Raw genomic sequence first — 21,494 nt, 5'->3', positions numbered from 1 at the left:
AGAGCCTCATTCAGCCTGTGAGGAGGACATGTGGCCGCGCTGCCAGCCCATCTGCGGCTTCGCACGAGATCACCGCCACGCCCGCCGCGGGGCATGCGGCGACACTCCATCCACCTGACTGCGACCGTCGGTACGGCCGGCGCAGGGCGACAAGAGAGCGGCTCGTGCGGACACGCCGCTCCCGAGGTACGGGCACAACCGAGCTGTCCGCCTTGCCCGCAATCGGCGGAACACCCCCCGCGCATAGTCAGCCACGAGTACGGCACGCCGGTCAGCCCGGATCTCTCTCAAAAGAAAGCCCCACGACGCGTATAGCCCATCGAAGTCCGACCCTCGCGGCCGGCCGACGTCGCGATATTTGCGATTAAAACGATATAACGACCGCGAGACACGCGCGTTAGCGTCCAGCCCGCCAAGGAGCCTCGCATCCCAGTGGCGCGTGGATGCTCACGCCGGCAAGGGATAAGTCGCTGGGAACGTTCACAGACCCTCATCAGACCTGTGAGGAGGACACGTGGCCTCACCCTCACCCCTGCCTGCGGCTTCCCAGCCGATCCCGGTCACGCCGCATCGCAGACCACGTAGTGTCATGGCCTCCGCTCGACCGTGACCGTCGACACCGGCCCTCCGGCACAGCGACACCAGGGCTGCTCGAGCGGACTGATCACCCGCTCGTGGCGCAGAGCGCTAGCGCCAACGGGTCGTCTGTTATGCCCGTCCTCCGCCCCTGAGCACGACCTCCTTGGAGGGTTCCATGAAAAAGATCTCGGTGGCGTTTGCGTTACTCGCCGCCGCGACCGTTCTCCACCACAACTGGAGCGAGCACTGTGAACGCTCATAGCGAATTCCCACTGGTTGGCGGAGGGAAGCCCATGTTTTACGGACGTATCAGCCGACGCCGCCTCCTGAGCAGCTCGGCCCTACTTGCTGCCGGCGCCGCGGCGGCGACACCATTGCTCGGAGCGTGCAGCGCCAGCTCAGGCCGCTCGGGCGGCCCGTCCGGCAACAGCAAGACCGTGACGCTCACCGTCATGTACAAAACCGACGAGCTGACGAAGGCGCACATCGCCGACTTCGAGTCCAAGAACCCCGGAATTAAGATCAACTTTGTTGAGTACGACAGCACGCGGCTCAACGCGATGCTCGCCTCGAACGAGCCACCGGACTTCGTGCGCGCGGTGGCGGTCGGCAGCTCGAGCGCCAACGCCCAGGAGCTGTACACCGCGCTGGACCCGTACATGGCGAAGAGCAGCGTGTTGAAGCCGGAGCACCTGCTGTCGGTCAACGACAGCTTCCGATGGGACGGCACGCGGAGCGGCCAGGGCCCGTACTACGGAATCGTCAAGGACTGGAGCCAGGACGCCACGCTCTGGTACAACCGAGCACTTTTCGAGGGCGCAAAGATCCAGCCGCTGAGCACGACCGAGCCGATCTCGTACGACGAACTGTTGGAGATCGGGAAGAAGCTGACCAAGAAGAGCGGCGGCAAGACCCAGGTCTACGGCCTCGGGGTGGAGTGGGCCTGGGGCCTGTCGGCGCCGATCATGATGATGATCCTGCAGCAGGGTGGCCAGGTGTACAGCGCGGACCTGACCGAGACCGACATGACCACACCGGAGGCGTTGCGAGCACTGAGGTGGTACGTCGACTTCGCCCAGGCCGGCGTGGGGCCCACCGCGCTCGACCCGGCTCCGGACGGTGCCGACCTGTCACTCTTCCTCGCCAAGCGGATGGCGATCACCCAGGACGGCTACTGGTACGGCGGCAACTTCGTCGAAGAGTCCGACGAGATCAAGAACAACGTCGCGATGGCGCCCGCGCCGGTGATGGGCGACAAGCGCATCAGTCCCACCTACGTGGGCTGGGGTGCGGCCATCCCCTCGAAGGCCAAGCACAAGGACGAGGCGTGGAAACTCATGGAGTACTTCATGGCCGGCCCGCCATCCGAGGAACGGGCGAAGAGCGGCTGGGGCATTCCGGCCTTGAAAGCGCAGCTGACGATGTTGCCGCAGGAGCTGCCGTACCAGAAGCAGGCGTACCAGACCCAGCAGGCCGAACTTCAGTACGCCGGCCAGTTGCCCGACTCTCCCTACATGGTCGCATCCGACGGCTGGAACACCGTGCTCGACAAGCAGCTTCAGCGGGCCATCAAGAAGGAGATCACCGTCGAGCAGGCCGGCAAGGCGATCACCGATGAGGTCAACAAGCTGCTGAAGCAAGGCAAGGACCAGATCGGCTAGTGGTCGCCATGGCAACGGAAAGGGCGAGGCGTGGGCGGCCCAGCTGGAAGCGGCATTCCAGCGGGACGTTCTACCTGTTCGTCTCGCCCTGGGTACTCGGCTTCGCGCTGCTCACCGCGCTACCGCTCGGCTACGCGCTCGCGATCAGCCTGACCAACTTCAACGGCCGCAGCGACCGTTGGCGCTGGGTCGGCTTGCGCAACTATGCCGAGCTCATGGGTGACGCGGAGGCCATCGCCAGCCTGGTCCGCACGCTCGCATACACCGCGATCGCGGTGCCGCTCATGGTGGCCGGCGGGCTCGGCCTGGCGGTGCTGCTCAACCAGCGGCTGAAGGCAGTCGGCCTGTTCCGGACGATCTTCTTCCTGCCCTCGGTCGTCCCGATCGTCGCCATGGCGATCATGTGGAAGCTCATCTTCAACCGAGACGCCGGCATCCTCAACGCCATCCTCGAGAAGATCAGCATCGGCCCGATCGCCTGGCTGGTCGACCCGAACGCGTTCTACGCGCTGATCATCCTCACCCTGTGGGGACTCGGCGGCGGGATGGTGATCATGCTTGCCGCCCTGCAGGGCGTCCCAGCCGAACTGGAAGAGGCGGCGCGCGTCGACGGCGCCACCCGCTGGCACGTGTTCCGCCACGTCACCGTGCCGATCATCTCCCCCGTCATCTTCTTCCAAGTGGTGACCGGCATCATCGCCTCCCTGCAGATCATCATCCAGCCGCTGCTGCTGGCCCAGACGGGCCAGGTCGGCAACGTGGGCGAGGTGCCAGAAACCACACACCTGTACATGGTGCAGGTCTATCAGGAGTTCTTCGTCAACAGCCGGTATGGCTATGGCTCCGCGATGCTCTTTGTGTTCTTCCTGGTCATCCTGGCCATCACGCTCTTCGTGCAGCGGTCGAGCCGGCTATGGGTCCACTACACGGTCGACAGAGAGGCCGACCGATGACCATCACGAAGATCCCCACCCCAGCGCCCACAGTCAGCACGCGGCGGCGGGCCCGGCGCCCTCGGCGGCCCGCCAAGACGGCCGGCGCCTACCTGCTGCTGATGACGCTCGCGATACTGTTCGCCGGGCCGTTCGCCTGGCTTGTGCTGGCCGCCTTGAAGACCAAGGCGGAGTGGGTGTCGATCCCAGCCAAGCTCCTGCCCGAGGCGCCGCAGTGGGACAACTTCACCCAGGCTCTCACCGAAATCAACTTCGCGGCGTACCTGGGGAACTCGATGTTCCTCTCGTTCCTGTACGCGATCCTGGTGACTTTCTCCAGCGCGGCGGTCGGCTTCGGTTTCGCCCGCCTGCGCGGGCGCGGCAAACGCCCGCTGTTCGTGCTGTTGCTGTCCACCATGATGCTGCCGCAGATTCTGACGCTGATCCCTACGTACGTGCTGTTCGCCCGAGTCGGGCTGATCAACACGTACTGGCCATGGGTGCTGTGGGGCCTGGCCGCCTCACCCTTCCTGGTGTTCCTGTTCCGCCAGTTCTTCGCCGGCATCCCAGCCGAACTGGAAGACGCGGCGATCATCGACGGTTGCGGGTACGGCCGCATCTTCCTGCAGATCTTCCTGCCGCTGTCCCGGCCGGTGCTGTTGACCTCCTTCCTGCTCTCGTTCACCTGGATCTGGGGCGACTACCTCGGACCGGCCCTGTTCCTCGACCCCGACCAAACCACACTGTCCGTCGCCATCTCCGCCTTCTACCTCGACCCGCATGGCAACCCCGACTCCACGGTGCAGGCGGCGGCGGCCGCCCTTTACGTGGTGCCCGTTCTAGTGATCTTCCTGTTCGCCCAGCGTTACTTCATCCGCGGCGTTGTCAGTTCGGGTTTGAAGGGATAACCCACGACGCGCCTCACTTCGCTTCTGGTGGCGACGATGACGGCCGCTGCCATGACCGCGCCGTCGCCGGCTTGTGGTCACACGTAGGGGCTGGTGCTCGTGCCGATGACGGTCAACGGCATGAGCACCTCACCGCAACCCCACATCTACGTCCGCTGAACACCAAACGGTGAGGGTGCCTGGGGCCGCCCCACCTCCGCTACCCCCCCCACGGAGGCATCATGTCCATGCCACGACGTATCTTTCTCACGCTGAGCGCCGCAGCAGCGGGCGTTACCCTGCTCGGTTCCAGAACGGCACACGCAGATCCCGCGCCAAGCACGCCGTTCGCGGTCGGCGTGCGCCGGTATGGCTGGACCCGGGGCAGCCGCCCGTGTACCACCTACGTTACTACCGCTTCACGAAGGACGAGCGAAGCACATCGCAGACCCCGTGCGGCTAGTTCATCCTCGCCGAGAAGTCGGCGACCATGCTCAACCGCACCTACTCCTTCGTCGCAGACTGCCTCGGGAACAACGCGATCGGCCAGGGCGAGGGCCCGCTGGTCTTCAAATCGAACACCGACGAGCGCTGGTACATGTTCATCGACGAGTACGGAGGCCGGGGCTACGTACCGTTCACGACCACCGACCTGAACACCCGGCAATGGTCACCCGTCTCCAGCTACACCATGCCCGGCCGGCCGCGCCACGGCACCGTCCTGCCGATCACCCAGGCCGAGTACGACCGGCTACTGCAACACTGGGGCTGAGCCGCCGGCCGCTCGGCACGCCGAGCGCCCCACCTGCCTGATCACCCGGCAACGGCTCGAGCAGCTTGGCGGCGCGATCGCCGCTTGTTGCAATGAGATTTCCCGACTTCTACAGTGTGCCTATCGCAGCATTTCCCCTGCTGTCGAAATGCCGTCGAAGCGCTTCGACTAGATGAGACGTTAGCAGGCAAGCCTTGCTAAGAACAGCACGTATTCGGTGTTGGCTTCCGCCGCGATCGTCGGCCCGATCCCGCGCCTGCCACTCCGGCCAACCGCCCCCTCCATGCCGCGCGTTGCGCAAAACTCACAAGCTCGATGAGAAGAGTCCGACACCACCGATCGAGAGGTTTGCCTGGACGAAACTGCTCCTGGGCACACCAAGCCTGAAAGAGAGGAAGTACCCATGGTTCCAACAGCAAGGAAGATCAGGGCCATTCTCCTGGCCTGCATGCTGTCGGCCGCCCTATCGGTGTCCGGCTTGACCACGCATGCGTCGGCCGACACCACGACACAGCTCAACGCTTCGCAGATCGTCGCCGACATGGGAGTGGGCTGGAATCTGGGGAACCAGCTGGAAGCCAACGTCGACGGATATCCCAGCGAAACGGCGTGGGGCAATCCGACCGTAACACAGGCTCTCATCGACAAGGTGAAGTCGACAGGCTTCAATACGATCCGGATCCCGGTCTCGTATTTACGGCATATCGGGGCCGGCCCGGACTACACGATCAACCCTTCCTGGCTGAACAGAATTCAGGAAGTCGTCAACTATGCGTACAACCGAGGCATGTATGTGGTGCTCAACATACATGGAGACGGCTACAAAACCATCCCATACGCCTGGCTGATCTGCGATTCCTCCAACCAAACAGAGATCAAAGCCAAGTATCAGAAGATCTGGCAACAACTCGCGTCCAGGTTTCAAAATTACGACCAACGCCTGATCTTCGAATCCATGAACGAAGAATTCGACGGACAGTACGGCAATCCCACTCAACCGTGCTACTCAAACATCAACAGCTACAACCAAATCTTCGTGGACACCACAAGACGAGCTGGCGGAAACAACAGTTCACGATGGCTGCTTGTTCCTGGCTGGAACACGAACATCGATTACACCACCGGAAACTACGGCTTCGTGATTCCGACGGACAACTACCGATCGCCCTCCATCCCCAGCAATGAGCAGAGAATCATGATCTCCGTTCACTATTATGCTCCGTGGGACTTCGTCGGAGAGGAAAACGGCACGATCACGCAGTGGGGACCGGCAGCAACCAACCCATCGAGAACATCCACCTGGGGACAGGATGATTACATGGATTCGCAGCTGAAGAAGACGTACGACAGTTTCGTCGTCAGAGGATACCCGGTAGTCGTCGGCGAATACGGCTCGATCGACAAGTCATCCTTTGATTCGTCGAACAACAGGTACCGTGCGGACTTCGCGCACACCATGGTGGCCACCGCCAAGAAGTACGGAGCAGCCACTATTTACTGGGACAATGGCGTCAACGGCCAATACGGTTTTGGGCTGTTCAATCGAAGCACCAACGCGGTGACCCAGCCAGGAATCATCGGCCCCATTATGAGCGCCATCGGCGGTCCTGGGTCGGCCACCCGCTACGAGGCGGAAGCTTCGCCGGCGGTGTGCACTGGCACCATCGACTCCAACTGGTCGGGCTACTCAGGTACCGGCTTCTGCAACGGCACCAACGCGGTGGGGGCCTACGCTCAGTTCACCGTCAACGCGAGCACGGCGGGCACCGCGACGCTGCTGGTCCGGTTCGCCAACGGTGTCGCCACCACGCGGCCGGCCTCGCTGCTCGTCAACGGCTCGGCGGTGCAGACCCCGTCGTTCGAGGGCACCGGCGCGTGGAGTACATGGGTCACCAAGACCTTGACCGTCACGCTGAACGCGGGCGGCAACACCGTCAGGCTCAACCCCACGACGGCCAGCGGCCTGCCCAACATCGACTACCTCGAAGTCACGACGCCCTAGAACCCGGCGGGCCTGGCGGGCTTCGCTGGGCTCGCCCCATGTCGTTATCGGCTAGGGCAACCAGGTATTCGGCGTCACAGGCTTCGGCATGAGCACGATCAGTCGCGTGGCCTCGATGCCCAGATCATCCGGCGGAGAGAAGTGCATGCGGTGCAGCCGCATGCACTTTCTCCCGCGAGGATGCATGCACATCACGCTGCCGCGCGTGTCCATTGCTGGTTCGTGCCGGTGGTCCCGCAGGGCGGCCCGGGGCGCTCACCGATTCGAAGCTCACTGCGGCCGAGTCGGACTGGCCTGGCCGCCCGGTGAAGCTCGCGCCGTTCCTGAACCCCGTCGTGCCGTCGTTTCTGTCCAGCCAGATCTCGTAGTTTCGGTTCCGCAGGTAGGAGCCGGGGTTGCTGGTCGACTCCAGCGACACCGTGCCGCTCCCGGCCAGCCCGATGACGATGCGGAACTGCGACTCGGCCAGGTTCGTCATGTCCGCGTCGATCCGCCCGCGGAACGGGACCTGCCGGATGAACCGGTCCGGGAAGGTGTACGACCTGAACCGGTACGGCGTCGCGCCGTCCGGCACCGGGATGCCGAAGTTCGGGGTGCCGCCGGCGTTCCAGTACAGCTTCTGGATTCGGGTGCGCCGGTTCGCGTCGTTCAGCGGATCGCCGCTGATATCCCTGTAGTTGCGGTCGTGGTAAACCAGGATGTCGCTCTGCCCGTCCTCGGAGACCGTGAACGAGTTGTGGCCCGGGCCGTACTGGCTCGTCGCGGCGTTGGACCTGAACACCGGCTGCTGCTTCTTGCTCCACGACGCCGGGTTCATCAGGTTGCTGGACGCCGACGCGGTCAGCATCCCCATGCAGTAGTTGCTGTCCGTGGCGCCGGCCGAGTAGGTCATGAACACCTTGCCGTTGCGGATGAGCACCGACAGGCCTTCGTTGACCTTGTAGCCGACCGTCTCCCACGACAGCGTCGGGACGCTCAGCCGTGCCGGAGTCCCGGAGATCGTCCACGGGTGGCTCATCGGCGCCAGGTACAGGTTGGTGTTACCGCCGATCGCCGGGTCCTGCTGTGCCCAGGACAGGTAGCGGGTGCCGTTGTGCGTGAACGTGGTCGCGTCCAGCGAGAACGTGTCCAGGTGGGTGACGATGCGTCCCTTCTCGACCCACGTGCCGGTGAACGGGTCGGCGCTGCTGTTCTCCAGCACCCACATCCGGATCCGCCAGACGTCGTTGCTGCGGCCCGCGGCGAAGTAGATGTACCACTTGCCGCTGATGAAGTGGATCTCCGGGCGCCCAGATGTGCCGTCGTCGCCCGGCGCAGGATGATCCGGTCGTACTCCGGCACCGTGGCGGTGAGGTAGTAGTAGCCGTCGGTGTGCCGGACGATGTGCGGGTCGGCCCGCTGCGCGATCAGCGGGCTGGTGTACGTCACCGCCGGTGACGCCGCCGCTGGGGATGCGTCCAGCAGCGTCGCCGCCGCGCCCGGTGCGGGGATCGCGAGGAAGTACGTCTACGCATCGATTACCCCTCCTTTGGACGGGCAGCAGCTGCCACTGCTGGCAGTTGTTGTTCAGCCACGACCACTGCTGGATGTTGGCGCCGTCGGCGGAGCCGCAGGCGTTGACGTCGAGTACCTTGCCGCTACGGACGTTGACCAGCCGGCGCTCTCCAGCACGTGGGTGCGCTGAGTGTCACAGCAAGGGGCGCCGACCTGGGCGCCGGAGTAGTACAGGTACCACCGGTTGTCGATGAAATGGATCTCGGGGGCCCAGAAGTTCGTCCCGCGCGATGACGTGCTGTCCTCCCAGACCTGCACGCTCGGCGCGGTGGCGAGCCCGGCCAGCGTCGGCGACTTGCGCATCAGCAGCTTGTTGGTGAACGTGGTCGTGATCAGGTAGTAGTTGCCGTTGTAGTACTCGAGCCAGGGATCGGCCCCCTTCTGAGACTTGATCGGATTGGCGTACGGAAGGCCCGGTGCGGCGGAGGCCGGCTGCGCGACGCCGGCGGACAGCGCGTGCACAGCGCCGTCACAGCGGCAAGTAAGACCCGATGGCTAGCACGGGACATGTCGGAGTCCTTTCGACAGCGGTCGTTTGGTCCTTGCACGGGCACCTCTTTGTTAGCGTTAACAGTCCGCCAGGTGCCGCTGACCGGCGAGGCTCCCTAGGCGGAGGACAACTCGCCATCGGCACAGGTCACGGTCTGGCGGCCCGATGGATGCCGGGCCGCCAGACCGCTGGCGGGTCAGCGGACGTAGATGTCGGGCTGCGGTGGGGTGTTCATGCCGTCGCCGAGGAAGAAGCTCGGGTGTGGCGGCTGGTTGTAGGCGGTGTTCTGCCAGGCGATGGCGACGCGGTACTGGGTGTCGTGCATCAGCGTGTAGATCCGCCGGTCGGTCTGGATCGGAGTGGCGTAGATGCGCAGCGCGGCGTTGTCGTCCCGGGGCAGGATGATTTCCTCGCGCCAGTCGCCGAACAGGTCGCCGGACAGGGACGGGGTGGCCTTGGTGCCGTTGATGGAGTGTGCTCCGGAGGCGGTGAGCAGGCGGGTGTCGCCGCCGGTGCCGTATTTGTCGACGTGGTTGCCGTCCAGCAGTTCGCGCACCGGGTCGCCGTCCCACCAGGCCAGGAAGTTGTAGCTGCTGGGGTTGCGCCCGACGTTGCCGCCGGAGGCGTTGAAGAGGTTGCCCAGGCCGGTGCCGGACCCCCAGAACTCGCCGCCGGCGTTGCCGGTGTGGATGTCGCCGGCCACGCCGCGTGCCGGGCCCTCGCAGTTACAGGTGTTGTTCTTCTGCATGATGATCGAGCCGTTGCCCGCGTCCCGGAGGGTGGCGGCGGCGCCGGAGCTCTGCTCGTGGATCATCCAGATCTCCTTGCCGGTACGGCTGGGCACGAAGTCTCCGACGTGCAGGGCGTCGCCGTGGGCGTAGAAGCTGGTGGTGTAGCGGCCGGTGCCGTTGGCGTTGATGGTCATGCCGCCGTAGACGACCTCGTCGGTGCCGTTGCCGTCGACGTCGGCGATGGACAGCGAGTGTGCGCCGCGTCCGGTCCACTGGCTGCCGGCGCTGCTGGAGTCGAACTTCCAGCGCCGGGTGAGCCGGCCGTCGCGGAAGTCCCAGGCCGCGATCGCGCTCTTGGCGTAGTAGCCGCGGCCCATGATGAGGCTGGGGCGCTGACCGTCCAGGTAGGCCGTGCCGGCCAGGAACCGGTCGCCGCGGTTGCCGTAGTTGTCGCCCCAGTCGTTGATGTTGCCGCGGGCCGGGTCGAAGTTCACCGTGGACATGGCGGCGCCGGTGAGCCCGTTGAACATGGTCAGGTACTCGGGTCCGGTGATGATGTAGCCGGAGGAGTTGCGGTGGTCGGCGCCCGCGTTGCCGATCGTCTGCCCGGTGCCGGAGACGGTGCCGTCGCCGGTCTTGACCGCCAGCTCGGCCCGGCCGTCGCCGTCGTAGTCGTAGACCTGGAACTGCGTGTAGTGCGCGCCGGCCCGGATGTTGCGGCCCAGGTCGATGCGCCACAGCCGCTGGCCGTTGAGCCGGTAGGCGTCGATGTAGACGTTGCTGGTGACCCCGGACTGGGAGTTGTCCTTCTGGTCGCTGGGGTCCCACTTGAGGAAGATCTCGTACTGGCCGTCGCCGTCCGCGTCGCCGACGCTCGCGTCTCCGGCGGTGTAGGTGCTTCCCGGCCGGGAGATCGGCACGTCGAGGTAGTTGCCGCCGGCAAAGCGCAGCGACGGCCCGGACGCGGCCTGCTCCACGCCGTTCACGACCGCTCGGACGGTGTAGGAGGCGTCCGCCGGCGCGCCGTTGTCCAGGTAGTTGGTGGCGCCGGTGAGCGGCGAGGGGTTCAGCTTGGCCGAGCCCCGGTAGAGGTTGAATCCGGTGCTCGCGCTCTCGGTGCCCAGCAGCCGCCAGGACACCAGGTTGCCCGACCCGGAACGCACGCTGATCAGGCCGCGGTCGAGATCCTCCATCTGCCGGCCGGTCGGGTTCGGGTCCGGGCCGCCCTGGTCCGTCTCGAGGTAGTCGATGTTGGCCAGGCCGTCGGCGGTGGTCGGGCTCAACCGGATGATGTTGTCGCCCGCGTTCAGCGACACGGCCAGCGTCTTGGTCCCCCAGCTCGTCCAGGCGCCGGTGGGGTCGAACGCACTGGCGGCATGTGCGACCGCGCCGTTGACCAGCACGTCCGCGGGACGGCCCGCGGTCGCGCCGTTGGCGTACCGGATCGCGATGGTGGCCGCGCCGGCCGCCGATGCGGTCACGGTGAACTGTGCCGCCGCGCCGGCCGCGTTGGTGCCGTTGCAGAATCCACTGCCCGAGAAGCCGGCGTGGTTGGACTCGATGAGCCCGTCGCACGTGGCCGGGGCGCTTTCCGCCTCGTAACGGGTCGCCGCGGATGCTTCCGCGGCCATGACGACACCGGTGACGGCCATCGTCAGCGCGACGCCGGCCGACAGCAGCGCGGTGCGCGGTCTACGTAAGGACATGAGGAACTCCAGCAGGTAGGGCGGGGGTGGTTATCGCAGGTACGGCACCGGCGACAGGTTCAGCTCGCGCATGCGCTGCAGGACGAGCTTGGCCATCTCGTTCGCGCCGTGCGCGGAGAAGTGTGTGTTGTCATTCAGCTCAGTCAGGTAGAGCGCGGCCGAGGCGTTCGGGCCGAGCCCCTCCACCAACGCCTCGCTCGCAGCGGTCAGGTCGATGAGCGACGTGTTCTGCGCGGCCGCTACCTGCCGCATCGTCGCCGGGAGATTGGCGCCCACACCGTTGACGTGCAACGCCGTCGAAGTCAGCGTGCCGTCGGCAGCGAACAGCCGACGCACCGGAGGCGTGACCAGCACCGGCGTCCCACCCTGCGACCGCACCTGGGTCACCAGGCTGGTCAGGTTCGAGGCGAACGCCGAGGCCGTCGTCGACTTGTCGTTGTGCCCGAACTGGATCAGCACCATGTCGCCGCTCCGGATCAGCGGCTTCATCGCGGGGAACAGCGCCGCGTTGGACAAGAAGCTGCCCGAGCTCTCGCCCGAGTCGCCGTAGTTGGCCACCGACAGGCCCAGCTTGAAGTACTGCGGGAGCCGCTGCCCCCACCCGGTGTACGGCGCGACCGGCTGGTCGCAGACGGTCGAGTCGCCCGCGAGATACAGCACCGGCCCGCTCCCCTGGGCCAGCCCGATCCCGTTCAGCTTCGGCGTCTGCCCGGAAAAGACCAGGTCAAGCCCGGGCCTCCCGGTGCCGCCCTGCCCGGTCGGCTGCCCTTCCGGCTGGCGCACGTTCAGCGTGAACGAATACCGCGCATACGAGCCCGCCACCGTCGATACGGCAGGCAACACCGTACGGCGGGCCTCCGCCTGCACGCTGGTCACGCCCGGGCTGGCCGGGTCGCCCAGGACCACGGTCACGTCGTAGTTGCCCGGCTGGACGTCGAAGTGGCAGGTGACCGGCGAGGTGCCGGTGCACCTGGAACGCAGTGCCGGATCCGGCTCCGGCCCCTGCCGGGTGCCGGTGTCGGCGCCGAAGACCTTGAAGTCGGTGATACTCGCCCACGTCGACGCGACGAGCCCGGTCACCGTGATCCGCACGTACCGCGCGGTCGCGGTGAAGGCGTCGCTCTGCACCTGGGCGGCGGTCGTGCCGGCCGTCCGGTCGGCCACCCGCGTCCAGGCCGTGCCGTCGGTGGAGACCGAGACGTGGTACCTGTAGGTGCGGGCGAACTCCCAGCGCACCTCGGTGCCACTCAGCGTCGCCGCGCTTCCGAGGTCGACCTGCCACCAGTGGCCGGTCCTGCCGTCGGCGGCGCACCAGCGGGTGGCGGTGTCGCCGTCGTTGGCCAGGGACGGTCCGCGACCGGACTGGCTGGAGTCGGCACTCGCGGCCTTGCCCAGCGCCAAATCCGTCACCGCTCCGGCCGGCGTCGCGAGCGGTACGGCCAGCAGGCCGACTAGGAGTGTGAGGAAGGCGAGAACGACGAGTTTCGAAGAACCCGGCGGTCTGGGCACGCGGCGACCTGACCGAGATGAGCCCATGCTGATTCATGCTTTCTCGTGAGGGCGGTGGAGACGGACGCGGAGGGCCGGCTAGATCGTCACCAGCGCGGCAAGGGGCTGCGCGGGCGCGAGTGCCACACCGCTCCCGACGGGGTGGCGGGTCTGGGCTTGCCCAGCACGTCCGTGTGAGGTGTCCCCTCAGGTGCGATGGACGGAGCTGCCGGGAGCGGGTGCCCGGCAGGAGCTGCTTCGCTCCGGCCTACGGGGTCCACCGGACGTGGGGGTTGATGTGACCGGTCCAGTTGAAGACGGCCATGTTGTCCCACTCGTTACCGCTGCTCGCGATGTTCGCCGGGTCCCAGCCGTTGCCGGGCACGGCGTACCAGGTCGGCTCCCAATAGAAGACCCCGATCGCACCCGCGTTACGAGTGGTGCTCTGCACCGCCGCGAACTGCGCGCCCTGACCCTGCCAGGTCATCCGGTACCCCGAGCAGCCCGAGGTCACCACGTTGCGCGTGGAGTCGGCGTTGTCGGCGGTGAAGGGGTAGGCGGTCTCGGCGATCACCACGTCCTTGCCGTACCGGGCCCGCATGTCGGCGATGACCGTGGACAGATTCGACGTCGTGCCGTGCCACATGCAGTAGTACGACAGGGCGGTGATGTCCCAGGACACGCCCTTGGCCCGGATCCCGTCGTAGAACCAGCGGGCAGAGGACAGGCTCTCTGCCAATGCCGTGTGGATGATCACCTGGGTGCCGGGGTTGCACGCCTTGGTCGCGTTGTAACCGGCCTTGAGCAGGAGGCTCAGGTTCGTGAAGTCGTTGTTGGTCACCCTGCCGTCGTTCCACAGCATGCCGGTGTTGATCTCGTTGCCGATCTGGACGCTGTCCGGGACGGTGCCCTGCGCCTTGAGGCTGGTGCACACGTCGTAGGTGTAGTTGTAGACGTCGGTCTGCAGCTGGCTGATGCCGTGGCCGGCCCAGGCGGCTGGCTTGTACTGCTTGCCGGGGTCGGCCCAGGTGTCGGAGTAGTGGAAGTCGACCATCAGCTTCAGCCCTTTGGCCTTGACCGCCCTGGCCTGCTGCAGCACCTTGGCCTTGTTGTTGTAGCCGCTGATCGGGTTGTTCCAGATCCGCAGGCGGGCGTAGTTGACGCCGACCCCCTTGAGGATGTCCAGCGGATCTCGCTCCACGCCACCGGCGTCGTAGTACTTCGCGCCCAGATCCAGCGCTCGTTGCAAGGAGGAGACGTCTGCGCCGAGCATGCTGAGCGATGCGGCGGCGGCGTGGGCCGGTTGCCCGGCGGGGACGGTCGCGGCGGCGCATAACGCCAATGCCACCAAGATCCTTTTCATGGAGTCCTCCGATGGTCAGGGCGGAGATCAGAAACGGGGATCACAGCAGTTGCCGAAGCAGGCGGCGCGGCCGGTCGCGCACGGGGCCGGTGCCGCCGGCTGAGGCCGTCTGTTGGACGGGCATGACAGACAGACCCGCTGGCGCTCGCGTCCTGGGGCTCGAGTGGGCGGTCAGTCCGCTTGAGCCGTCCTGGTGTCGCTGCGCCGGGAGCCGGTGTCGACGGTCGCGGTCAGGCGGAGGTCGTGTCGCCGCAAGTTCTGCGGCGGGGGTGACGGGGGGTCGGGTGCGAAGCCGCAGGCAGGGTGGGGGGTGAGGCCACGCGTCCTCCTCACAGGCTTGATGAGGCTCTGTGAACGTGCACAGTAACGCACAACGCTGCGCGCTGAAAGTGCCCATGAGAAGTCCGAGGTAAAAGCCCAGACAGCGAGCATGCAATAGCCGCTGGCGGTGACAAGGCCCTTTTTCACCCTGTGAACGCTCCCAGAGCTTTCCGGGCATACCCCGGAGCGGTCTGAAAGTTTCACGCGTTGGGACCGACGTCGCGGCAATGATGGCGAGTACTGCAAGCGTATCAGCGGCGGACGCCGTACCCGGGAACGCCACTCGAAGTCTTGACGCACCGATGCTAACGCTCCTACGCTCACAGTCGTTATATCGATTCAATTGGCTCCGACCCCCCTAGGAGCTTCCCGTGCGCCCCGCCCGCTTACCCCATACAGTCACGGCCGCCCTCGTGTGCGCTCTACCGGCCCCGCCCGCCGCCGCCGTACCCCACATCAAGACGGAGCGCCTCGACCGTGGCCTTGTCGCCACGACGGCACCGAGAGGCGTCTTCCTGAGCTGGTGTTTCATCGGGACGGAGGTGACCGAAGCAGGTCCAAGCGGAAGACTCGGCGCCGACTTCCGCGTCTACCGCGACGGCCGCCTGACCGCCACGGTCACCGACAGCACGAACTGCCTCGACCCCGCCGGCACGCCCACCTCCCCGTTCGGCGTCGCGCCGATCGGGGGCCATAGGAGCGCTTCCATCAGCGCTTTACGTGAATCGTTTTACGACGTTTCTCTGCGCAAACCGGCCGACGGCGTCACCCCGGCGGGCGAGGCCTACACCTACGCCGCCAACGACATGAGCGTCGGCGACGCAAACGGCGACGGCCGCTACCAGCTGGTGGTCAAATGGGAACCGTCCAACGCCAAGGACGTCTCCCAGCACGGCTACACCGGCCCCACCTGCCTCGACACCTACACGCTCGACGGCACGCTGCTGTGGCGGCTGGACCTGGGCGTCAACATCAGGTCGGGCGCGCACTACGCCCAGTTCCTGGTCTACGACTTCGACGGCGACGGCCGCTCGGAGGTGATGCTGAAGACCGCTCCGGGCACCAGCGTCATCTGCTATGACGCCGCCGGAAACCCGAAGCAGGAGCGGTTCGTCACCATGCCGCGGCCGGGCTACGCGCACACCGACGACTACCGGCTGAGCGCCGCCGGCTACTTCGACCACGTCGTGGAGGTGTTCACGAAGTGGCACAAGCATCCCGAGGTGGTCGCCGGTCGCTGGCCCGCCACACTGGAGCAGGCCTTCGGCATCACCCCGATGCTCAGCTACCCGCTCTCGCGCGAGGCGGCGACCGAGCTGGCCACCCACTTCGTCGACGTCTACGCACGAGCCCGCAGCGGCAACAACCGCCTGCGGGAGTTCGCCGGCTTCGTCATCATCGGCCCCGAGTACCCTGTCCGTCTTCGACGGCGCCACCGGCAAAGAGCTGCACACCATCGGCTACAAGCCCGGCCGGGGCGACGCCGGCCTGCTGTGGGGCGACTAAGCGATGGCCCGCATCGAACCGGGCAACCGCGTCGACCCCTTCCTGTCCTCGGTGGACTACCTCGACGCAAACGCCTCTCAGCGATCTTCGCCCGCGGCTACTACACCCGCACCACCCTCATCGCCTACGACCGGAACGGCCACAAGCGTGCATCCGCCACGCGCGGCCGCCCAGGTCGCCGTGTTCGCCGGTCACAAGCCACTCGGGGACAGAAATGAGAAACAAGGAATGACGCATCCCATCCGCAGGATATTAGGCATCACCACCGCAATCTCTCTGGCTTGCGGCGCAGCAGTATTCGGGCCGGCCCTCCCGGCCTCCGCACTCTACGGCGATGTGCAGATCAAGCCGATCGAGAGCAACATCAGCGCCAAGTCATGGGCCAGCGTCAAGGTCAGCAGCGGGGCATCCACCGCCGACCTGGCGATCGACCAGGACGACCAGACGGCGTGGATCGCCGAGGGCACGCCTTCGAGCCAATGGCTGACGCTTGATCTCGGCGGGGCCTACGACAACGTGAGGAAAGTCGGGGTCGTCTTCCCGGACCCGGGAGCGGTCTACCAGTACGTGATCGAGTCGTCAGCGAACGGCGCCGGCTGGCACGTCATCGCCGACCATTCGGCCAACCACCGACCAGGCCGCGGCTCGATCGACCTCTTCACCCAGCCGGGGACAAGGTACGTACGGGTGAGGATCACGGGAACGTCGCCCGGCGCGACCGTGGGGATCAGTGAACTCAGCGTTTACAACTACCTGCGCGAGGAGTTGGTGCTCGGCTCCGACGCCTCCTGGGTCGACAACGACGTCGCCGAAGGGCGCAACTACTGGGTGAACCCCTTGGAGGCGGATCGAGGCGCGGGGCCCCACCTGCTCGACGTGCTCAAGGATCGTGGCTTCGAATACACCCGGCTGCGCATCTTCAACGAACCCCGCAGCGAGGGCACGGGGGATCTGCTGGCCACGCCGTACCAGGGCCCGGAGCGATCGGCCGAGGTGGCCAAGTGGGTCAAGGCACGGAACATGGGCCTGGGCGTCGACTTCCACTACGCCGACTCGTGGGCCGATCCGTCGAAGCAGCCCAAACCGCGGGCCTGGGCCCAGCTCGAGTTCGGTGACCTGACCAAAGCGGTGTACGACTACACCTACGCCTACATCGAGCGGCTGATCGAGCAGGGCACGACACCCGACAAGGTGGCCGTCGGCAACGAGATCGCGAACGGCTTCATGTTCGGCAGCGAGGCCGCGCTGGCCGGTGTGACCAACCCGGCGTACTTCCGGAACGAGCCAGAGATCTACCAGTCGCAACCCGGCGGCGGCCTGCTCTGGAACTACTGGCGCTCCACCGACCCGGACCAGCAGCGGCTGTACGACGAGGCGTGGGACCGCTTCGCCACGCTCTCCGCGGCGGGTATCCGCGCGGTCCGGGACGTGTCGGCCGCCCACGGCAAGGACATCAAGGTCGAGACGCACATCGTCACCAGCGGCGTCGAGGGCAAGACGCTGGAGTTCTGGAACCAGTACCTGACCCGGATCAAGGCCAAGGGCGCCGACACGGACGTCATCGCCCACTCGTACTACCCGCAATGGCACGGGTCGCCGGAGTACTACGAGTCCATCATCAACGCCGTGGCGGCAGCGCACCCCAAGTACAAGATCGAGGTTGCCGAGACGTCGTACCCGGCCTCGGGTGGCGGAGGAACCCCGCTTCCCAACTCGCCGTATCCGCGAACCGTCCAGGGGCAGGCGGACGCCCTGCAGCGCGTGTTCCAGATCGCCAACGACATCCCGAACAACCAGGGACTGGGCGTGCTGGCGTGGGAGCCGGCGAGATGGGAATCCTTGTTCCGCGCTGTTCCCGGAATGACGCGTACGTATGAGCCGAACGCGTCGATCGATGTCTTCACCAAGAGTCACGCATCGCACGTGGTGGAGGACACCGTGTACTCGGCCGCGTTGGTCGGCGATGAGATCGCGCTACCGGATTCGGTACGGGTGCTGACCATGGCGGATGGTTCGGCCAAGCCGGTCCCGGTGGTGTGGGACGCGGTACCGGACGGCGGAACCGGTGCGGCCGGCCGGCTCACGATCCGCGGTTCCACTACGTTCGGATCGGTGACGGCGGTGGTCGACGTGGTCGATGCGTACGCCGGCCTCCACTGCGACCGGACGATCACCGGCCAGTACTCCGGGCAGCTGAAGGTGACCGGCGGCGTGACGTGCCTGGACGGAGCGAGGATGTCGGGCCCGGTGTCGGTGCAGGCCGGAGCCTCACTGCAGGTGAACGACGCGGTGATCAGTGGCGGGGTGAACGCGGAAGGCGCTGGTACCGTCGTGGTCTGCGGCACCCAGATCTTCGGCCCGGTGAGCGTATCCGGGATTTCGTCGCTGACGTTCGGCAACCCACGGCTGGGTTGTGCCCGGAACACGATCATCGGTCGGTTGGCGGTGACCGGGACGCAATGGTGGAACGTGATCGCCGGGAACGCGATCAACGGCCCGTTGTCGTGCAGCAGCAACGCCGTACCGCCCGTGAACAACGGATTCACCAACGCCGTGACGGGCCCGAAGTCAGGACAATGCAGCACGCTGTAGCGATCAACGGCCACCGCGCCTTCATCGCCCGCCGCCGAGCTTGCGCCCCAGCGACGAATACAGGGCACCACCGACGAGGACTGGGAGGAGTTCCTCGGCCACGTCGAACGCCGCAAGGTCGCTCTCGTCGGCTGCGGCCGAGCCTGCGGACGCAACTGCATCCACAAGCACAGCCGCTTTACCGAACTGATCTTGGTTGAGCTTCCCCCGTTCGCCGGACACTTGACCTGAGGTCATCCTTGATCATCAGGGATGGATGACCTCCATGTCCGCACCTCACCCTCCCGAGTTCCGGCACCGCGCGGGCGAGCTCGCGCGGTGCCGACCGGCTCATCGACTTCAACCCCGGCCGCTACCAGCGCGCCAGCCAACCTGGCCCTGCGGATGCGCTGAGCCTTCAGTGCCGGCCGAGCGCGGCGGCCACCTGCTCCACCAGCGTGTCGAGTCGCCGGGAGAACTCGGGGGAGCCGTCGGCCACCAGCACCACGTGCGCGAGTCGGCTGAGGCCGGTCAATACGGGCGGGCTGGCGTACCCGCTGATCAGGACTGAGGTGAAAGCCGCGCGGCCGTCCTTGCGGCCGGCCTCGGCGAACCGGTGGTCGTCGGCGTAGAGAGCCTTGCTCAAAGTGATGAGCACTTGCGGGTCGCGGCTGTCCGGTAGGCCGAACGACACGAACTCCTCCCCGTTCCCCGAGCGTTCCACAACGAGACCGGCCGCCAGCAGCCGGGCCTCCAGCAGCATGGCCAGCTCGGTCAGTTCCGGACAACGGGCGCTGCCCGGCACGGAGCGGGCGATCGTCTCCACCCCGATGGGGGCGCGGGAAAACCCTCGCTCGTAGCCCAGCCAGCTGAGCTGGAGGAAGCGCCGGACGTTGCCGCCACTCTGTCGGAGCAGTTCGCGTACGGCGTCGTCGGTGAAGAGCCCGCGCGCCGCCCCGGTGTAGGCGGTGAGCAGGAGTTCGGCCTCGTGCGGCGTGAGCAGTGGCAGCCGATGGGCCGCGGAGGCAAGGCGCTGGCGCAGGTCGGGCGGCATGAGGTCCCAGCCGGCCAGATTGCACACCAGGAGCAGCAGCCCGCCGGCCAGCGGGATCGTCTCGGCCAGGTTCTGCAGCAGGGTGCTGTTGCGGGGAAGCAGGGTCCCGTCATGCAGGAGGAACTTCTCGCACTGGTCGAGCACGAGCACGAACGGAGCGCCGCCCCTGGTCGTCAGGGCGGCTAGGAGCTGGAGGGCGTACCGGCAGCGCTGGGGGTCGTCGAGCTGCGGGTCGACGCCCATCGCGAGGGCGTTCCCGGGACTGATCGCCCGGCCGCACAGCCAGTCGTAGGCCGCATGGGAGAACTCGGGTCGTAACAGGAACGACAGTGCGCGCTGGAACTGGGCGCCGTCCCCCACCGCAATGCTGATCTCTCTGGCCTGCGCTTCCAGCACTGCGTTGTAGTCGGCGTCGCCCGCGTCGAACAGCTCGAGCACCATCGAGGGCTCGTTGCGAATCGCCGCGTGCACCTCTTCCAGTTGAGCGGCACTGCCGTGCTGCTCGGCCCACTCGACGGCGAGCACGCCCAGGTAGCGCAGGCACAAGTCGGTCAGGGCGTCCTGGGTCAGCGACGAGGCCAGGCGGCGGTAGGCGGTCACGAAGTCGTCGTTGTCGAACCTCAGGTAGAACTGGACCGCCCGCCGGTCCACGGCGTCGATGCTCGCCATCATCCGGCAGGCGGCGTGCGTCTTGCCCGCGCCGTGCGCGCCATACAAGCAGCCCAGTGCGCCGTCGCGGCCAAAGTCGCGGATGTAGTCGTCGGCCAGCCTGAGTGCTCCCTGGACGCCGGAAAGCCGGGCGGTGGGTTGGTAGCGGGACCACTGGCGCCGCGCATGGGGCAGGAAGCTCTCTCCCAGCTCGCACGTGCCGCGCGCGGGAAAGGGATTACGGGCGGGGATGGAGGTCATCGTAATCTGCTCCACCGCTCGCCCTGCCACATCTTGATCCGTAGCCAGCGACTCGACATGCGCAGATCGTCAGTCGGCCAGAGGTCCTCGCCTTCGTACTCCACGAGCCGGAGGTCGAGCAAAACTTCGAGGTGGCGCAGAGCCTGCCCGATGGTGAAGCGCCTGCTGTCGAAAACCGCCTGCAGGTCATCCGGGTCGAACGGGACGGGTGGCGTGCCAGTCCAGCGCTGTTCGGCCAGGCAGGCGATCTGACGGGTGGTCAGGAGCGGCAGATCGATGATGGTGCCGCGCCTGGCGAAGTCGCTCCGGTCCGCCTCGGTGAGCTGGGCGGCATTGGCGTGCTGGTAGGCGTCCACGGTGAAGACCACGACGGCGGGAGTGTTCTCGAACACCCTGGTGCTCAGGGTGATGAGGTCCTTGGTCGCGACACCCTCGTAGACCACGCCGAACGCGGCGTCACTGGCGGCAAACGTAGCCGCGAGGAATTCCGCGATCTCCTGCAGGTCGTACTCGTCCATGGGGTCGACGGAGCCTCTCCGGCTCAGCTCTGAAAAGCGGCCTCGCAGGCCCGGGGGCATCTCGATGGTCATTAGGCCCATCTTGTTGCGCAGCGACAGCAGCGTGGAGCGCACCTGCGCGTAGGCGTCGTGGGTCATGTCGTAGCCGTCCATGCGATGAGTCGCGAGGCGGTGCTGAGGCCCATGTGCCTGGTGGTAGAGGTACAGCAAGTGGTTGGCCAGCGAGGTCCTGCCGCTCATGCCGACGCCGGTGATGAGGAAAAGTGCGGGTCCCCTGCGGGTGACGGCCGCTTCTATGGCTTCCTGCAGCTTCGGCAGGCGGACGAATCCCTCCAGCTCCAGGAGGAGGCTGCGATCGAGCTCCTGCTCCAGGGAGTTCAGCGGGCGCGTGGTGTAGGGGTTACCCGCCATCAGGCCGTACAGCTCGTAGCGGACGTCGCTCACTTCCAC

16 protein-coding genes are annotated in these 21,494 nt (G+C 66.4%); 8 read left to right on the top strand and 8 right to left on the bottom strand.

What is annotated here, in order from left to right; all coding sequences use genetic code 11:
- Positions 1-827: 827 nt before the first annotated feature.
- The 5 genes from HD593_RS09365 (at position 828) to HD593_RS09345 (ending at position 6,833) form a co-directional block, all read left to right on the top strand.
- The gene (locus HD593_RS09365; RefSeq protein ID WP_185101790.1) at positions 828-2,240 is read left to right on the top strand and encodes an ABC transporter substrate-binding protein; all 1,413 of its coding nucleotides are present in this window, start codon (positions 828-830) and stop codon (positions 2,238-2,240) included.
- Between the two features lie 8 nt (positions 2,241-2,248).
- Positions 2,249-3,193, top strand: coding sequence for a carbohydrate ABC transporter permease (locus HD593_RS09360; RefSeq protein WP_185101789.1), 945 nt, complete (start codon positions 2,249-2,251; stop codon positions 3,191-3,193).
- Positions 3,190-4,080 carry a carbohydrate ABC transporter permease gene (locus HD593_RS09355; RefSeq protein ID WP_185101788.1) on the top strand — a complete coding sequence of 297 codons (891 nt, stop codon included), beginning with the start codon at positions 3,190-3,192 and terminating at the stop codon, positions 4,078-4,080. Before HD593_RS09360 ends, HD593_RS09355 begins: the two co-directional genes overlap by 4 nt.
- Before the next feature lie 469 nt (positions 4,081-4,549).
- Complete coding sequence (locus HD593_RS09350) at positions 4,550-4,831, top strand: glycoside hydrolase family protein (protein WP_185101787.1); 282 nt, start codon at positions 4,550-4,552, stop codon at positions 4,829-4,831.
- A 448-nt stretch (positions 4,832-5,279) separates the two neighbouring features.
- A complete protein-coding gene (locus HD593_RS09345; RefSeq protein WP_221524680.1) occupies positions 5,280-6,833 on the top strand; it encodes a cellulase family glycosylhydrolase in 1,554 nt (517 codons plus the stop codon).
- Positions 6,834-6,957: 124 nt separating this feature from the next.
- On the opposite strand, the gene HD593_RS09340 is transcribed toward HD593_RS09345, so the two are convergent.
- The 4 genes from HD593_RS09340 to HD593_RS09325 form a co-directional block, all read right to left on the bottom strand.
- Complete coding sequence (locus tag HD593_RS09340) at positions 6,958-8,487, bottom strand: family 43 glycosylhydrolase (RefSeq protein ID WP_345154942.1); 1,530 nt, start codon at positions 8,485-8,487, stop codon at positions 6,958-6,960.
- Positions 8,400-8,849, bottom strand: a complete 450-nt coding sequence (locus tag HD593_RS09335) for a family 43 glycosylhydrolase (RefSeq protein WP_185101785.1) — start codon at positions 8,847-8,849, stop codon at positions 8,400-8,402. Before HD593_RS09335 ends, HD593_RS09340 begins: the two co-directional genes overlap by 88 nt.
- Before the next feature lie 224 nt (positions 8,850-9,073).
- Positions 9,074-11,314, bottom strand: coding sequence for a rhamnogalacturonan lyase family protein (locus HD593_RS09330; RefSeq protein WP_185101784.1), 2,241 nt, complete (start codon positions 11,312-11,314; stop codon positions 9,074-9,076).
- A 30-nt stretch (positions 11,315-11,344) separates the two neighbouring features.
- Entirely contained in the window at positions 11,345-12,724 is a 1,380-nt protein-coding gene (locus HD593_RS09325) for a galactose-binding domain-containing protein (RefSeq protein WP_221524678.1), read from the bottom strand.
- 153 nt (positions 12,725-12,877) lie between these two features.
- On the opposite strand from HD593_RS09325, the gene HD593_RS63285 reads away from it, so the two are divergent.
- Entirely contained in the window at positions 12,878-13,000 is a 123-nt protein-coding gene (locus tag HD593_RS63285) for a hypothetical protein (protein ID WP_281402448.1), read from the top strand.
- Positions 13,001-13,070: 70 nt separating this feature from the next.
- Here HD593_RS63285 and HD593_RS09320 read toward each other — a convergent pair whose 3' ends face one another.
- The gene (locus HD593_RS09320; RefSeq protein WP_221524677.1) at positions 13,071-14,150 is read right to left on the bottom strand and encodes a glycoside hydrolase family 53 protein; all 1,080 of its coding nucleotides are present in this window, start codon (positions 14,148-14,150) and stop codon (positions 13,071-13,073) included.
- A gap of 707 nt (positions 14,151-14,857) precedes the next feature.
- Here HD593_RS09320 and HD593_RS09315 point away from each other — a divergent pair.
- Both HD593_RS09315 and HD593_RS09310 read left to right on the top strand, forming a co-directional pair.
- Positions 14,858-16,210, top strand: coding sequence for a rhamnogalacturonan lyase family protein (locus tag HD593_RS09315; protein WP_312903410.1), 1,353 nt, complete (start codon positions 14,858-14,860; stop codon positions 16,208-16,210).
- A gap of 10 nt (positions 16,211-16,220) precedes the next feature.
- A complete protein-coding gene (locus HD593_RS09310; RefSeq protein WP_185101781.1) occupies positions 16,221-18,584 on the top strand; it encodes a glycosyl hydrolase 53 family protein in 2,364 nt (787 codons plus the stop codon).
- A gap of 21 nt (positions 18,585-18,605) precedes the next feature.
- On the opposite strand, the gene HD593_RS09305 is transcribed toward HD593_RS09310, so the two are convergent.
- From HD593_RS09305 to HD593_RS09295, 3 genes are all read right to left on the bottom strand, one after another.
- Positions 18,606-18,806, bottom strand: coding sequence for a hypothetical protein (locus tag HD593_RS09305; RefSeq protein WP_185101780.1), 201 nt, complete (start codon positions 18,804-18,806; stop codon positions 18,606-18,608).
- Positions 18,807-18,981: 175 nt separating this feature from the next.
- Positions 18,982-20,526, bottom strand: a complete 1,545-nt coding sequence (locus tag HD593_RS09300) for an AAA family ATPase (RefSeq protein ID WP_185101779.1) — start codon at positions 20,524-20,526, stop codon at positions 18,982-18,984.
- Entirely contained in the window at positions 20,523-21,494 is a 972-nt protein-coding gene (locus tag HD593_RS09295) for a hypothetical protein (RefSeq protein WP_185101778.1), read from the bottom strand. Before HD593_RS09295 ends, HD593_RS09300 begins: the two co-directional genes overlap by 4 nt.

Source organism: Nonomuraea rubra (assembly GCF_014207985.1).
GTDB classification, from domain to species: Bacteria; Actinomycetota; Actinomycetes; order Streptosporangiales; family Streptosporangiaceae; genus Nonomuraea; species Nonomuraea rubra.
Note: the sequence above shows the minus strand (reverse complement) of the source record. Positions and strands in the feature narration are given on the sequence as shown.